Source organism: Mycolicibacterium boenickei, from assembly GCF_010731295.1.
Lineage (GTDB): Bacteria > Actinomycetota > Actinomycetes > Mycobacteriales > Mycobacteriaceae > Mycobacterium > Mycobacterium boenickei.
The window spans coordinates 3,611,783-3,628,315 of the sequence record NZ_AP022579.1; the positions used below are offsets into that span (position 1 = coordinate 3,611,783).

Sequence of the window (16,533 nt, forward strand, 5' to 3'; positions counted from 1 at the left end):
TAACACGCCGCCTGCGGCCGCGCGCGATGGCTCACGGGTAGCCAAAAGGGCCGCGTCGTAGGGGAAACCCGCACGTCAACGCCACCCTGGGGGCCATTCAGGGGATTCACAGCCGGTTCTGAGGTAGAACTCCTGCTCTCTCGGATCGTGTGCCACTATGGTCCGCATGTCGGCAGCGTATTTAGGCAAGCCTATCCAGACTTTCCTTCGGTCGAGGTCCTGCTGACATGGCATCCGAGACTTCGACCCCGGAGCCCATCGCCGTCATCGGACTGGGTTGCCGGGTGGCCGGCAACGTCGCCACGCCTGCGGACTTCTGGAATTTCCTGGTGGAGGGCCGCAGCCACGTCACCGAGGTGCCCGAGGAACGCTGGGAGCCCTACCTGCGGCGCGATCCGCGCAATGCCGCGGTGCTGCGTGAGGTCACCAGACTGGGTACCTTCCTCGATGACCTGGCCGGTTTCGACGCCGAGTTCTTCGGCGTGTCACCTCGCGAGGCCGAGGTGATGGACCCCCAGCAGCGCCTGGCGCTCGAGGTCAGCTGGGAGGCGCTCGAACACGCCGGAGTCTCTCCGAAGGCGCTGGCCGGCAGCGACACCGCCGTGCTGATGGGCGTCAACTCCGACGATTACGGCAAATTGATCATGGAGGACCTGCCCGGCATCGACGCGTGGACCGGCATCGGTACCTCGCTGTGTGGCATCGCCAACCGGGTCTCGCATTTGCTGGACCTCCGGGGTCCGAGTGTGGCGCTGGATGCCGCGTGTGCGGCCTCGCTCGTCGCGGTACACCAGGCGTGCCAGATGCTACGGGCCGGCGAGACGTCGCTGGCGCTGGCCGGTGGCGTCAGCGCGCTGATCGGCCCCGGGCTGACCCGGGTGCTCGACGAGGCCGGGGCGACCGCTCCCGACGGCCGCTGCAAGACCTTTGACGCCGCCGCGGACGGCTACGGGCGCGGCGAAGGCGCCGGCGTCGTGGTGCTCAAGCGACTCGCGGACGCTGAACGGGACGGTGACCGCATCCTGGCCGTGGTGCGCGGTGGTGCCACCGCCCAGGACGGGCGCACCGTCGGCATCATGTCGCCGAACGGCGCCGCCCAGGGGGACATGTTCCGGCTCGCGTGCCGGATGTCGGGTGTCGACCCGGCCGGAGTCGGCTATGTCGAGGCACACGGAACCGGCACTCCCACAGGTGATCCCACCGAGGTCGGGGCGCTGGCCGAGGTGTACGGCGCCGGACGGGCCGACGGGAACCGTTGCCGCATCGGCTCGGTCAAGCCCAACATCGGCCACCTGGAGGGTGGCGCCGGGGTGATGGGCCTGATCAAGACGGTCCTGGCCCTGCACCATGAGGCGATCCCGCCCACCGCCGGACTGCGGGAACTCACCGGTGCGGTGGACTGGGCCAACAGCGGACTCCGGGTGCCCACCGAGGTGGAACCGTGGGCCCGCGCCGATACCCCCCGTCAGGCCGCGGTGTGCAGCTACGGCTACGGCGGCACGATCGCGCACATCCTTCTCGAAGAGGCTCCGGTACAACAGGATACGACGGTTCAGCAGTCTGGTCCGCTGGTCGTTCCGCTGTCCGCACGGTCGGGACCGCGTCTGGCCCGCCAGGCCGAAGCGCTCGGCGATCACCTGCGGGCGGGCCATCGGGACGTGGCACCGGTGGCGGCCACGCTGTGGGCCCGGCGGACCCACGAGCCGGTTCGGGCCGCGGTCGTCGCCGAGCACCGACATGAACTGATCGCCGGCCTCGACGCACTCGCGCGGGGAGAATCCGGCGCCGGGCTGGTCACCGGGGAGGTTCCGGGCGGCCAGGCCAGGGACGCGGTGTGGGTGTTCTCCGGACACGGGTCGCACTGGGCCGGTATGGGACGCGAACTGCTCACGGCGGAACCGGCTTTCGCTTGCGTCATCGACGAGGTCGACGAGGTCTTCGGGCGCGAGCTCGGGTTCTCCGCCCGCGAGGCGCTGAGCACCGGCGAACTCGGCGGCACCGACCGCATCCAGGCGCTGACCTTCGCGATGCAGGTCGGACTGGCCGCAGTCCTGCGCGAGCGGGGAGTGCGGCCCGCCGCGGTGATCGGGCACTCGGTGGGTGAGGTCGCGGCGTGCGTGGTTTCCGGTGTGTTCGAGTTGCGCCAGGGCGCGGCCGTGGCGTGCTACCGGGCCCGTGGGTTCCGCTCCGTGATGGGTTGCGGTGCCATGGCTTTGGCGCGACTGCCGTTCGCCGAGGCCGCGCAGCGATTGGCCGGCCGCACCGACGTGGTGGCGGCGATCAGCGCGTCGGCGGAATCCTGTGTCATCTCTGGTCTCGCCGCGGCGGTCGAGGAGGTCTGCCGATCCTGGGGCGAGCAGGGGATCGTGGTGCGCCGGGTCAACACCGACGTGGCATTCCACAGCCCCGCGATGGACGACCTCACCGGTGCTCTCGCCGAGAACGTCGCCGGGCTGGACCCGGCTGGGGACGCGGTGATCCCGCTCTACACCACAGCTTTGCTCGATCCCCGCTCCACGGCGTCGCGGGACGCCGACTACTGGGTGCACAACCTGCGCGGTCAGGTCCGGTTCGCCGAGGCCGTCACGGCCGCCGCCGAGGACGGGCACCGGCTGTTCCTGGAGGTGTCCGCGCATCCGGTGGTGTCGCACTCGATCGTCGAGACCCTGCTGCACCTGGGTATCGACGACCACGCCGTCGTCCCGCTGCTGCGTCGCGATACGCCTGAGTCGCCGGCCGTCATGACTGCGATCGCCGCGCTGTACTGCCATGGCGCCGACATCGAACACGGTGTCGCCGAGACAGATCCGTGGGCCGCTGACCTCCCGGTCACCCAATGGCAGCACCGGCACTTCTGGCGGGTGCCCGCTGCCGCGCCCGGCGGGCGCGCGGTACACGACACCGGGAGCCATACCCTGCTGGGTGGACGCACCGAGGTGGCAGGGACCGTCGCCACCCGGATGTGGCAGACGCGACTGGATTTCGACACCCGGCCGTATCCCGGCGACCATCCGGTCCAGGGCACCGAGATCGTGCCCGCCGCAGTGCTGTTGAACACGTTCCTGACGGCGGCCGGAAGCGGCGCCGGGCTCACCGACATCAGGTTGCGCACGCCCGTGGCCCCCGCGCGCGCCCGGGATCTTCAGGTGGTGCTGGCCGACCGCGAACTGACGCTGGCCTCACGGCTGGCCGACGCCGAGGACCAGGACGGCGGATGGCTGACGCACAGCAGTGCGGTGGTGGATCCGGCTCCCGCCGAGGTTGCCGATGTCGATCTCGCTGCCGCGCGGTCGCGTTGCCCCGAGCAGCTCCCGCCGCGTCATGTGATTGACACCCTGGCCGAACTCGGGGTCGCTGCCATGGGATTCGGTTGGGACATCACGGATCTGCGCCGCGGCGAAGGTGAGCTACTGGCCACGGTGAGTTCCGAACCCGATGGCGCGCAGCCGAGCACCTGGGCCTCGCTGGTGGACGCGGCCACCTCGGCCGCCTCGACCAGTTTCGACGGTCCGCCGCGGCTGCGGATGCCTGCCCGGATCGAACGGGTTGACGTCCACGGCGCGCCGCCGGCGATCGCGATGCTGTCTGTGCGGCGCAGGCCCGGGACCACCACCACCGATGTGGCGATCACCGACGAGTCCGGATCGGTGCTGGTGTCGATCGGCGGCATGGCCTTCGAGGAACTGGAGAATTCCGGGCGGGAGTCATCGGCGACCGACGTCCGCAGGATCGTGCACCAGGTGTCGTGGCATCCGGTGTCGGCTCGTGGCGAGCGGCCCCCCAGCGGGGTGGTTCTGGTCGGCGGGGACGTCGATCGGCTGGAAGCCGCGGTGGACGACCTGGCGACGGCCGCGGTGCCGTACGTGGCGGTGGAAGATCCGGCCGAACTGCAATCGATCGTCGACTTCGGTTCGCTGCCAAGCGAACTCGGCGACCATCCGGTCGTGCTGGTGCTGCCGCGCGACGATGACGCACCTGAGGTGGCCGTCGACCTGGTGACGCGGACGCTGGCCCTGCAACACCGCCTGGGACTGTCGGCGCGGCTGTGGGCACTCACCGTCGGCGTCCACGAGGGATCCAACGTGACCCACGCGCCGCTGTGGGGGCTGGGCCGCGTCGCGGCCGCCGAGCATCCGCAGCTGTGGGGCGGCGTCGTGGACGTGGCCGACGGGCGCATCCCGCTGGACGCCGTGGGGTCGCTGCCCGGGCACGGTGTACTCGTGGTCCGCGACGGTGTTGCCCTGGCCGCCCGCCTCTCGGCGTCGTCCGGTGCGGCGGAGGCGAGCCCGATGCGGTGTGAGCCGGGCGGCACCTATCTGATCACCGGCGGTACCGGCGTGCTCGGTCTGCTGATGGCTCAGCACCTGGCCGACCTGGGTGCGCGCCGTCTCGTGCTGCTGTCCCGCTTGGGGCTGGGCGACCGTTCGGCCTGGACGGGCGGCGAGCAGTCGGCGGCGGTCCGCGCGGTGACTGCGCTCGAGGAGCGTGGAGTGTCGGTCACTGTCGCCGCAGTGGACGTCGGAGCACCGGGATCGGCCGACGCCCTGCGGGACGTGCTGCGCCCGCTGCCGCCGGTGCGTGGCGTTATCCATGCAGCCGGCGTGGAAGCCGGTGCACTGCTGATGAATACGACCTCCGACGAGTTCGCCGCCGCCATGCATCCGAAGGTGCGGGGGACCCTGGTGCTGCACGAGGTGTTTCCGCCCGAGCAACTCGACTGGATGGTGCTGTTCTCCTCGTGCGGCTACCTGGCCGGCTTCCCGGGACAGGGCGCCTACGGCTGCGCCAACGCATTCCTGGACGGGATGGCCCGGCACCGGCGCAGTCTCGGCGACCACACCACCGCTGTCGCGTGGACGGCGTGGCGCGGGTTGGGGATGGGGTCGGCGTCGGAGTTCGTGGCCGCGCAACTCGATGCGCTCGGCATGGGCACGGTCGGCGCGGACGACGCGATACGCGCACTGGACCTGGCGATGCGTGAGGACGCGGCCAACGTCGTGGTGCTGCCGGTGTTGCCCGCGGCTGCGGCCGTGCCGATGCTGGCGGAGGTGGCGCCTGAGGAAGTGCCCGACGACGCCGGGGAGCCGGCCGCGGGGGAGTTCGATCCCGAACAGCTCGCCGCTCACGTATTGGCTGCGGTGGCAAGCCAATTGGGGCTCGCGGAGTCCGATGTGAACGTCGACCTTCCGCTGGTGGAACTGGGCGTCGACTCGATCATGACGGTCCGGCTGCGCCGGCAGCTGGAGAAGCAGACCGGGCTGTCGCTGCCGCCGACTCTGCTGTGGGAGCACCCCACCGCCGCGGCCGTGACAGCCAGGATCATCGAGCTGCTGGCGCCTCCCGTGGAGTGTGAGATCAAGGCGTAGCCGCGGACAGCGACGTCACCAGCTTCTTCTTGTCGATCTTGCCGACCGCGGTGGCCGGCAAGGTCGACATCGGTACCAGTACGTCGGGCCGGGCGTGGGCCGATGCGCCACGTTCGTCGAGGAACTCGTTGAGCTGGACCAGGGTGATCGGTGCTCCCTTGAACACCACTGCGGCACAGATCTTCTCGCCGAGGTAGTCGTCGGGCAGCCCCACCGCCGCGGCCGCGTAGACCGCGGGATGGGTCAGCAGGTGGTCCTCGAGGTCGGTGGCCGACACCGTCTCGCCGCCCCGATGGATCACGTCCTTGATCCGGCCGGTCACCTCGACGTAGCCGGCGCGGGGTCCGTCGGTGAAGATGCGGACCCGGTCGCCGGTGCGGAAGAACCCGTCGGGGCTGAAGGACCGGGCGTTGGCCTCCTCGGCGCGGTAATAACCATTGAGCGTGTACGGCCCGCGCACCAGGAGCTCGCCCTCCTGCCCAGGGGCGACCTCATGACCGTCCTCGTCGACCACCCGCATCTCGTCGTGCGGCGACATGGGCCGGCCCTGGGTGTTCTCGACCACGTCCACCGGGTCACCGGGGCGGGTGAAGTTCAGCATCCCCTCGGCCATTCCGAAGATCTGCTGCAGTCCCGGGCTGAGCCCCTCGCGGATGAAACGGGCCTCCTCCGGGGACATCCGGGACCCGCCCACCTGGACCACGCGCAGGGAGGTCGGCAGGACCGGTTCCCAGTCGCAGGCCTGGGTCCACAGCTTGGCCAGGGCGTTGACGAGCCCGGTCACCGTGACGCCGTGGGTGTTGATCAGTGGGAAGACCGATTCGGGACTGGGGTCCTCGGTGTAGACGGTGGTGGCGCCGACCGTCATCGAGCCGAGGAGGCCGGGGCAGGCGAACGGGAAATTGTGACCGGCCGGCAGCACCGCCAGATACACGTCGTCGTGCACCATTTCGCAGGCCTGGGCGCAGGCCGCGGCGTTGTAGAGGTAGTCGTCGTGGGTGCGGGGGATGAGTTTGGGTAGCCCCGTCGTTCCGCCGGACACCAGCAGAACGGCCGGACCGCTGGTGTCGACGGTGATGTCCAGCGGGCTGCCCTCGAAATCCTTGAGGGTAGACCAGGATTCGAACGCACCCGGGTCACCGTCGACGAGGACGTGACGCAGTTGCGGATGTTCGGAGGCGAGTTGAGCCGCCAGGTCGCGGTAGTCGAATCCGGCGATGACGTCGGGGATGACGAGGCCGACGGCGCCGCTCACCTGGGCGAAGTGACCCAGCTCGGCCGACCGGTGACCGGGTAGGCACAACACCGGGACCACCCCGGCGCGAAGCAGACCGAATGTGGCGACCGCGAACTCGCGCGTGTTCGGCAGCTGCACCAGGATGCGATCGCCGGGGACGATGCCCCGGGCGACCAGAGCGGCGCCGATGCGGTCGGCGAGCGCGTCCAGCTCGGCGAAGGTGTGGGCGCCCGCGGCGTCGATGACGGCCGGTTTGTCCGGCCAACGCTGCGCGGCATCCCGCAGGATGCTGTCCAGCGCTTTGCCCTGCCAGTACCCGGCCTGGCGGTACACCTCGGCGCGGTCCTCGGGGAATGGCGTGAATCCGTTTGCCAGTTCGTCCTGTTCGCGGTCAAAACCGGTGGTCATCGGTGTTCTCGGCTCCCGTCGGGTGAGTGTGTCAGCAGATCGAATATAGGGTAACCTCCACTAAGTTAGGGCAGCCTTTACTAATTGTTCGGAGGATGAAGCGTGGTGGCGACGAGTGCCCAGACGGTCCGCGACGAGGTCGCCGAACTCCTGGGGGTCAGCGCAGACGACGTCGATCCCGGTGCCGACCTGATCGCCTCCGGGCTCGATTCGATCCGGATGATGTCGCTGTCGGGTCGCTGGCGCAAGCAGGGCATCAACGTCGGATTCGCCGCCCTGGCAGCCAATCCCACCGTCGCCGCGTGGATCGAGCTGGTCGCCGAACACACCCCGGACGCCCCGGCCGAGGAATCCGCAGCCGAAACCGGCGATGCGGGTGACGACGGCGAACCCTTCCCGCTCGCGCCCATCCAGCACGCCTTCTGGGTGGGCCGGAACCAGGATCAGCAGCTAGGCGGCGTCGGCGCCCATCTGTACGTCGAATTCGACGGCGCCGGAGTCGATCCGCAGCGGCTACAGGCCGCGGCGACGAAACTCGCTGCGCGCCACCCGATGCTGCGGGTCGAGATCCTGCCCGACGGCACGCAGCGGATCGGTGAGCGGCCGCTTCCGGTCACGGTCCACGACCTGCGCGACCTGGATGAGGCTGCTGCCCTTGCACAATTGGACCTGCTCAGGGAATCCAAGTCGCATCAGATGCTGCACGACGAGGTGCTGCAGCTGAGTTTGTCACTGCTGCCCGGTGGACGTACGCGTCTCCATGTCGACATGGACATGCAGTGCGCGGATGCGGTGAGTTACCGCAACTTCATGGCGGACCTGGCCGCGTTCTACCGCGGCGTCGATCTGCCCGATCTCGGCTACACCTACCGCGAATACCGGGCCAAGCTGACGGCTTCGGTGCCGCCACCGTCGCAGGAGGACCTGCGGTGGTGGGCCGACCGGGTGCCCGATCTGCCGGATCCGCCTGCGCTGCCGCTGGTTCCGCTGTCCGATCAGCGCAACCCGCACCGCAGCATCCGGCTGTGGGAGACCCTCGATGTGCCGACCCGCGACGCATTGTTCGCGGCGGCCCATCGGCGCGGCATCACCCCGGCCATGGCGGTCGGGGCCTCCTACGCCAACGCGCTGGCGCGCTGGTCGACGCAGTCGCGGTTCCTGCTCAACCTGCCGATGTTCGGCCGCGAGCCGTATCACCCCGACGTGGACAAGCTGGTCGGTGACTTCACGTCCTCGCTGCTGCTCGACATCGACCTGACCGGGGCGGATACGGCCATGGCCCGGGCTCGGGTGGTGCAGGAGACGCTGCACGCCACCGCTGCTCATTCCTCGGTGTCGGGTCTCGATGTGCTGCGCGACATGAGCCGGCACCGCGGCAGCCAGACCCTGGCCACGATCGTCTACACGAGCGCACTCGGGCTGGGCGATCTGTTCGCCGGTGACGTGACCGAACATTTCGGCGCGCCGGTGTGGACCATCTCGCAGGGACCCCAGGTGCTCATCGACGCTCAGGCGACCCCGATCGCCGAAGGCCTGATGATCAACTGGGACGTCCGGGTCGAGGCGTTCCGGCCCGGCGTGGCCGAGGCCATGTTCGCCTACCATCTGGCCGAACTGCGTCGCCTGGCCACCGACGACGCGGCTTGGGACGCAGCTGATCCGCCCGCCGCGTCCGAGCAGCAGCGCCGGGTGCGCGCCGAACTGAACTCGTCGACCTCCACACCCAGCGGCGACCTGCTGCACGCCGGTTTCCTGTCCAACGCGGCAGCCACCCCGGACGCGCCGGCGGTGTTCAGCAGCGCGGGCAACCTCACCTACGCCGAGCTGCAGGACAAGGTGCTGGCCGTGGCGGCCGCCCTGCAGTCGCGCGGGGTGTGCCGCGGCGAGGTGGTCGCGGTGCTGGGACCGAAGAGCGTCGAGCAGGTCATCGCGCTGCTGGCCATCTCGATGGTCGGCGCCGCGTATCTGCCGGTGGGGGTGGATCAGCCGGCTGACCGGGCAACGCGCATCCTGCACACCGGCGAGGTGGACTTCGCCCTGATCTGTGGTTCGGGATCGGACCACCCCGCTCTGCCGCACCTGACCGTTGCCGATGCCGAGATCATCGGTGATCCAGCACATTTCGAGCCGGTTGAGGTCACGCCGGAAGATCTGGCGTACGTGCTGTTCACGTCGGGCTCGACCGGCGAGCCCAAGGGCGTCGAGATCACCCACGACGCGGCGATGAACACCATCGAGTTCATCAACGACCATTTCGAGATCGGTCCGGCCGACCGTTGCCTGGCGCTGTCGCACCTGGAGTGCGACCTGTCGGTGATCGACGTCTACGGGACCTTGCGCTCAGGTGGGTCGATGGTGGTCGTCGACGAGGAACACCGCCGCGATCCCGACGTCTGGGTCAAGCTGATCGACGAGCACCAGGTGAGTGTCCTGCACTTCCTGACCGGCTGGCTGGAGATGCTGGTCGCAGGCGCAGCCGGCGCATCCGGCACAGGGGGCGGTCCCTTGTCGTCGTTGCGGGTGGTTCCCACCGGCGGCGATTGGGTGCGTCCGGACCTGGTGCGGGCCCTGCGCGCCGCGTCGCCGCGGGTGCGCTTCGCCGGGCTGGGCGGGGCCACCGAGACCGCGACGCACAACACCATCTTCGAGGTCGGATTCGACGACGACGCGTTACCGGCGCACTGGACCTCGGTGCCGTTCGGAGTCCCGCTGACCAACAACTGCTGCCGTGTGGTCGACGCTCGGGGCGAGGACTGCCCCGACTGGGTTCCGGGTGAGCTGTGGGTCGGCGGCCGGGGTATCGCCCGCGGGTACCGCGGGCGGCCCGACCTGACTGCTGAACGATTCGTCGAATACGACGGACGGCGCTGGTACCGCACCGGCGACCTGGTGCGTTCGTGGCCCGACGGCACGCTGGAATTCGTGGGCCGGGCCGACCACCGGATCAAGGTGAGCGGCTTCCGGATCGAGTTGGGTGAGGTCGAGGGCGCCCTGTGCCGGGTTCCCGGCGTGGATGCGGCCGTGGCGGTGCTGGTGCCGGTCGACGGCGGCCACGATGTGCTCGGTGCGGTGGTGCGGGCGGATCAGGCCGGGGCGGAAGAGGGCCTGGACCCGGAATCCGTAGCCGAGTCGCTGGCCGAACTGGTGCCGGCGCACATGATCCCGCAGGTTCTTCTCGTCGCCGACGAGATTCCTTACTCCCGAGGCAAGACCGACCGCACCGCGGTGGTCCGGATGCTCTCGGCCGTGGGCGCCCCCGAGTCGAGGGGGTACCGGGCCCCGTCGGATCCGCTGGAAACGGCTCTGTGCGCGATCGTCGGCGATGTTCTCGGGCAGACCGGGGTCGGTGTCGACGACGACTTCTTCGCCCTCGGCGGAGACTCGGTGCTGGGCACGCAGCTGGTGGCGCGGATCAGGGATTGGCTGGACACCTCGACCGTCATGGTCGCCGACGTGTTCGCGGCCCGAACGGTCGCGCAGATGGCCGCGTTGCTGGCCGGCCGGGAGGCCGGTTCTGACCGCCTGCAGCTGGTATCCGAGCTGTATCTCGAGGTCACGGGCATGGACAGTGCCGATGTGACCTCTGAGTTGGCACGCACGTCCCCAGAACCCGCGTTCGGCAACTAAGGTTAGAGTTACTTCAGTTAGGGCAGGCTTTGCTTATCGTCAGGAGGTCGTTGTGGACACGGTGAGTCGCACGACTACGCAGACCACGCAGGCAGTGGCGGCTGGACCGCTGCACCAGGGGTTCTTCACGCACGCACAGGTGGCGCCCGACGACATCGCGGTGTTCGGACCGACGACCCGCTGGACCTACGGCCAGTTGCGTGAGCAGGCACTGGCGGTGTCCGGCGCGCTCACGGTGGCCGGGGTACGCGTCGGCGACCGGGTCGCCGTCGTGGGGCCCACCGGTCTGGACACCGTGATCGCCACGCTGGCCATCCTGGCGGCCGGCGGCGTCTGCGTCCCCGTCGACACTGCCGAACCGGCCGAGCCCGTCCTGGAGCACACGGGTGTGCGGATGGCCTTGTTCACCGGTGACGGACCGCCCAACTGGCTGCCCGCCCTCACCGTGTCGGAGGCGCTGCGGATCGGAGCCCGCACGGGTGACGTGGCCCCGGTGCAGTCCGGGCCGTCCGATCCCGCCTTCCTGGGATCGGTGGACGACAGCGGATACGCGGTGGTGACTCATACCGCCGCCCACGATGCGGTGGTAGAACTCAGCGCCCGGCTCGGCGTCAGCGGCTCCGACCGGATCGGCGCGTTCTCGGCTGCCGGTGCCGCGGCGCCGATCCTCATGGTGATGGTGGCGCTGACCGCAGGCGCAGGCATCGTCGTCGCCGACGATGCGCCGCGGCGCAACCCCGAGCGGGGGATGAACGGCTTCGCCCTCGCTGTGCGGCATCGGGATGCGGTGGCCGCTCTCGACACCGCTGTGCCGTCGTGACGCCGCCGGATACCCAGATCACGGTCAAGCCCTGGGTGAAGCGCTATCCGGGGTCCGAAAGCTCAACAGCCACATTGGTGTTCCCGCATGCCGGCGGCGCGGCGGTGGCCTACCGCGGATTCGGGATGGCGATGGCAGCGGCCGGATCTGACGCCTACGTCATGCAATACCCGCAACGCGGTGACCGGTTGTCCCACCCGGCCGCCGCTACGGTGGCCGAACTCGCCAAGGATCTCTTCGACGCGGCGGATTGGGCCGGGGTCGGGCCGATCCGGTTGTTCGGACATTGCATGGGCGCGGTGGTGGCCTTCGAGTTCGCGCGGATCGCCGAGCGCAACGGTGTCGCGATCGATGCCCTGTGGGTGTCGGCCAGTGAGGCGCCGTCCGCCGTGGCGGCCGCCCCCGCACTGCCGATGGCCGAGTCCGAGATCCTCGCCGAAATGGTCGATCTCGGCGGCACCGATGAGGCGCTGCTGGCCGATGAGGATTTCGTGGAACTGCTGCTGATGGCGGTGCGCGCCGATTACGCGGCATTCAACCGATACGCGTGCGAAGCCGACGTGACGATCGCGGCGGACATCTACGCCCTCGGCGGTGACCGCGACCATCGCATCAGCGAGGACATGTTGCGGCGCTGGGAATCTCACACCACGGGCGCTTTCACCTGCTCGATGTTCGACGGCGGGCACTTCTATCTCAACTCCCAGCTGGAGGATGTGGCGGAGCTGGTCAATGAGCTCTAGCGGGCAGCTTCCCGGGCTCGAAACCGCCGATCCGGTGGTGATCGTGGGGATGGCGCTGGAGGCTCCGGGCGGGATCGAGACCGCCGACGCCTACTGGTCACTGCTGACCGAGCAGCGCGAAGCACTCGGCCGCTTTCCCGCTGACCGCGGCTGGTCGGTGCGCGAACTCCTCGACGGATCCCGCCGTGACGGGTTCAAACGTATCCACGATCTCGGTGGGTTCCTTTCCAGCGCGGCAGCATTCGACCCCGCGTTCTTCGGCATCTCACCCCGTGAGGCGGCGGCGATGGATCCGCAGCAACGTATCGGCTTGCGCATCGCGTGGCGTGCGCTGGAGAACAGCGGCATCAACCCCGACGACCTGGCCGGGCACGACGTGGGCTGCTACGTCGGAGCTTCGGGCCTGGAGTACGGGCCGGCCCTTTCGGAGTTCTCCCACCACAGCGGTCATCTGATCACCGGAACCTCGCTGGGCGTCATCTCCGGCCGGATCGCCTACACACTGAATCTCTGCGGCCCGGCACTCACCGTCGACACCTCGTGCTCGTCGGCGCTGACCGCGTTCCACACCGCCGTGGCCGCGATTCGGGCGGGGGACTGCGACATGGCGCTGACCGGTGGCGTCTGCGTCATGGGCACGCCCGGCTACTTCGTGGAGTTCTCCAAACAGCATGCGTTGTCCGACGACGGTCACTGCAGGCCCTACAGCGCACATGCCAGCGGGACGGTGTGGGCCGAGGGTGCGGCGATGTTCGTGCTGCAGCGCAAATCCGCAGCTGCGCAGGACGGCAGGCGCATTCTGGCCGAGGTCCGCGCCACGGCGGTGAATCAGGACGGCCGGACCACCGGGCTGACCGCGCCCAGCGGCAGCGCTCAGCAGCGGTTGTTCGCCAAGGCGATTCAGCAGGCGGGTGTGCGGCCCGAGAGCGTGGGCATGATCGAGGGGCACGGCACCGGCACCCGGCTCGGTGACCGGACCGAATTGCGGTCGCTGGCACAGACATATGGGGCCACCGCCCCGGGAGCCGGCGCCGTGCTGGGTTCGGTGAAATCCAACGTGGGTCATTCCCAGGCTGCCGCGGGCGGACTGGGCCTGGCCAAGCTCATCTTGGCCGCCGAACACGCATCCATCCCGGCCACGCTGCACGTCGGCGAGGTCAGCCGCGAGATCGACTGGGATGCCCAGGGTTTGAGGCTGGCCACCAAGCAGACTCATTGGCCCGCTGTCGATGGACAGCGCGTCGGCGCCGTCTCTGCTTTCGGGATGAGTGGCACCAACGCCCACGCCATCATCTCGGTGCCCGAAGCTCCCGAGGTGGCGGCATGAGTGAAGCCTGCGAGCTTCCGGACGCGCGCACCCCCGTCCTGCTCAGCGCCCACGCCGAGGACCTGATCGGCACCGACGCCGCGGCCATCCTGAGCTACCTGGACTCGCGTCCCGAGGTGAGCGCCGGTGACGTGGCGGCCACCCTGCGGGCCACCCGGCGGCTGCGCCGTCACCGCGCTGTCGTGCGGGCCGGCGATCGCGACGAACTCGCCGCGGGCTTGCGGGCGCTGGCCGAGGACGCCGAGCATCCGCTCGTCACCCGCGCTCAGACCGGGCCGGCGGCAGCGGGTTCGAGTGCACGCATCGCCTTCGTGTTCCCGGGCCAGGGCAGCCAGTGGCCCTCGATGGGTGTGGAAGCCTATGACCGGCTTCCGGTCTACCGGGTAGAGGTCGACAAGTGTGCGGCGCAGTTCGCAGCCTCCGGTGCCGCGTCTCCGCTGGATTACCTGCTGGCCGAACCGGATTCGGGTGCGGTCACCAACGATTTCTCCCAGGTGCAGATCCAGGGTGCCCAGTTCGTCCACGGTGTGGCGCTCGCCGCGGTCTGGCGGTCCTGCGGAGTGCTTCCCGACCTCACCGTGGGGCACAGCCTGGGTGAGATCGGCGCGGCCTACGTGGCCGGCAGCATCACCCTGCCCGACGCGGTGGCGGTGGTGATCGCCCGCGCGACCGTACTCGACCGGCTGACCGGGCCGTACCGGGTCGCGGTCCTCGGGATCACCCCCGACGAGGCGGCGAAAGTGGTTGCCGAGACGCCGGGCTGGCTCGAGCTGTCGGTGGTCAACTCCCGGTCATCGGTCGCGGTATCGGGGGACACCGCGGCGGTGTCCGCGGCGGTGGCCGCCGTCACCGGCCGTGGATCGTTCGCCAAGGAGATCGAGATGTGGTTCCCGGCGCACACCACCGCGCTGGACTCGGCCCGTGGCGAGCTCGAATCGATGCTGCCCGCAGCGCAGTTCGGTGAATCGCCGGTCCAGTTCATCGGATCGGCCACCGCCGAGGTGGTCGAGCCGGGCACCGGTTTCGCCGACTACTGGTACACGAACCTGCGCAGTACCGTGCGCTTCGACCGGGCCGTCGAGACGGCGGCACGGCGTGGGGCCCGGATCTTCGTGGAACTGTCCGCGCATCCGGCGCTGTTGTTCGCCATGGGCGATCTGCTCGACGACGCGGCCGAACTCACCGGTGGTCCCGTGGTGATGGTCGGGTCGGGCCGGCGCGACGAACCGATCACCGAACGGCTCAGCGCCAACATCGTCTCGGTGGCGATGGCCGACTCCGGCTACCGCTGGGACGATCTCCCGAACCAGTCGGCCGTCCGGTTGCGCGACTTCCCGTTCGCGCCGATGCGGGCCGAACATTTCTGGGCGACACCGCAACCACTGCCACCCGTTGCCGGTCTGACAGTGGGTGTGGAGCACTGGGAGAAGCAATCCCCGCCGAACGTGGCGGCCGGGCAACGCCGCATCGCGGTGCTCGACCTGGCGGCCGGGCAGGGACCGGCGGCCGCACTGAGCCGCGCCCTCGAGGAGACGGCGGGTGCCTGCGCTGTCGCTCCCGTCGACGCCGACCTGTTGATCGTGGTGGCCCCGGTATCCGGCGAGGCCGATGCCGTGGCCGCGGCAGAAGCCTTGAGCCGCCGCATCGACGACGGCCTGCTCGGCTATGTCGACGCGATCGCGGGCGACACCCGTGACGTGTGGCTGGTCACCGTGGGCGGTGAGCGGGTCGACGGCGACCAATCCGCGCTGCCCGAGCCTGCCGCCTTGGCCGCGATGCACCGCAGCCTCGGCTATGAGCATCCGGACCAGGACTTCCGGCACCTGGACCTTCCACCTGGTCCGCTCGATCCGGCCGCCGCGGCCGCAGCCGTCACCGCAATGCTGACCCATGCCGATGACATCGCCTTGCGGGACAACGGGTCCGGGCCTGCCGTCTGGCAGCGGGGGATGCGTGACGACTCCTCCGATGCCCGGTCCTGGACCGCGGATTCCGGAATCTTCGACGAGGTGGTGATCACCGGTGGAGCCGGCGCGGTCGGCCTGCACTTCGCCCGCCACCTGGTCGAGCAGGGGGCTCGACGCATCGTGCTGCTCAGCCGGAGCGGACTCGACGAAGAACGGTTGGCGGACCTCACCGGCGTCGCTGTTGCAGGGACCGAGATCCTGGCACCCCGATGCGATCTCACCGACCCGGCACAGATCGCTGCCACCGTCGCCGAACTGGAGCTCGGCCCGGCATCGCTGGTGATCCACGCCGCCGCGTCCGCCACCATCGCCCCGGGCGGGGAACTCACCGGGGCGGCCGTGCGGGACACTTTCGCGGCCAAGGTGACCGGGTTGGCCAACCTCACGGCTGCGTGGCCGCTACGCCCGGACGCCCGGATCGTGTTGTGCTCCTCGGTATCCGGCCTGTGGGGTGGCTACGGGCATGCCGCCTACTCTGCCGCCAACCGACTTCTGGACGCACTCGGCGGGCAGTTGCGGGCCGACGGCAGGCACTGCACCGCGGTGCGCTGGGGGCTGTGGCCGGGCGACGGCATCATCGACCCGGCTGAGATCGGCAGGGTCGAGCGGTCCGGTCTGCGGGCCATGGCGCCTGACCTCGCCGTGGAGGCCGGGTTGCGGGATTACCCGGCCGATCCGTTGGTGTTCACCGCCGACGCCGAGCGGCTGCGGACGTTCCTCGGTGGCCAGCACGAGCGTGCCGCCGTCGCCGTCAGCGCCGTCGCCGAGGCGTCCGGGAGCGAGGCGACCGACGCCACGGGCGCGATGCGGATCGCGCTGGGATCCGTACTGAAGCTCGCCGACACGACCGCACTGGATTTCGACGCTTCGCTGCTGGATCTGGGCGTCGACTCGTTGTTGGCGATCGACCTGCGCAAGAAGCTCAAGAAGGCCACCGGCCGATCAGTGCCGCTGGCCACCATTCTCGGTGGCGCCACCGCCGCCGAATTGATCGAGCATTTGGAAAGACCTGAGAAGGAAGCAATTTCGCGTGACTGA

General features: G+C 69.7%; 7 protein-coding genes. 6 read left to right on the forward strand and 1 reads right to left on the reverse strand.

Features of this window, described 5'->3' with window-relative positions; all coding sequences use genetic code 11:
- The first annotated feature begins 227 nt into the window (after positions 1-227).
- Positions 228-5,366, forward strand: coding sequence for a type I polyketide synthase (locus G6N57_RS17165; RefSeq protein WP_077741316.1), 5,139 nt, complete (start codon positions 228-230; stop codon positions 5,364-5,366).
- Here G6N57_RS17165 and G6N57_RS17170 read toward each other — a convergent pair.
- Positions 5,356-7,011, reverse strand: coding sequence for a (2,3-dihydroxybenzoyl)adenylate synthase (locus G6N57_RS17170; protein ID WP_077741315.1), 1,656 nt, complete (start codon positions 7,009-7,011; stop codon positions 5,356-5,358). The two genes, G6N57_RS17165 and G6N57_RS17170, sit on opposite strands and share 11 nt — an antisense overlap.
- Positions 7,012-7,113: 102 nt before the next feature.
- Here G6N57_RS17170 and G6N57_RS17175 point away from each other — a divergent pair, with 102 nt between their 5' ends.
- The 5 genes from G6N57_RS17175 to mbtD all read left to right on the forward strand — a co-directional run bounded on the left by G6N57_RS17175 (position 7,114) and on the right by mbtD (position 16,533).
- The gene (locus G6N57_RS17175; RefSeq protein WP_077741314.1) at positions 7,114-10,638 is read left to right on the forward strand and encodes a non-ribosomal peptide synthetase; all 3,525 of its coding nucleotides are present in this window, start codon (positions 7,114-7,116) and stop codon (positions 10,636-10,638) included.
- 61 nt (positions 10,639-10,699) lie between these two features.
- Positions 10,700-11,458, forward strand: a complete 759-nt coding sequence (locus G6N57_RS17180; protein ID WP_162563959.1) for an AMP-binding protein — start codon at positions 10,700-10,702, stop codon at positions 11,456-11,458.
- A complete protein-coding gene (locus tag G6N57_RS17185) occupies positions 11,455-12,201 on the forward strand; it encodes a thioesterase II family protein (RefSeq protein ID WP_077741312.1) in 747 nt (248 codons plus the stop codon). The genes G6N57_RS17180 and G6N57_RS17185 overlap by 4 nt, the downstream gene beginning before the upstream one ends.
- Positions 12,191-13,528, forward strand: coding sequence for a beta-ketoacyl [acyl carrier protein] synthase domain-containing protein (locus G6N57_RS17190; protein WP_077741311.1), 1,338 nt, complete (start codon positions 12,191-12,193; stop codon positions 13,526-13,528). The genes G6N57_RS17185 and G6N57_RS17190 overlap by 11 nt, the downstream gene beginning before the upstream one ends.
- Positions 13,525-16,533: a mycobactin polyketide synthase MbtD gene (gene mbtD, locus G6N57_RS17195; RefSeq protein WP_077741310.1), complete on the forward strand. Its 3,009-nt coding sequence runs from the start codon at positions 13,525-13,527 to the stop codon at positions 16,531-16,533. Before G6N57_RS17190 ends, mbtD begins: the two co-directional genes overlap by 4 nt.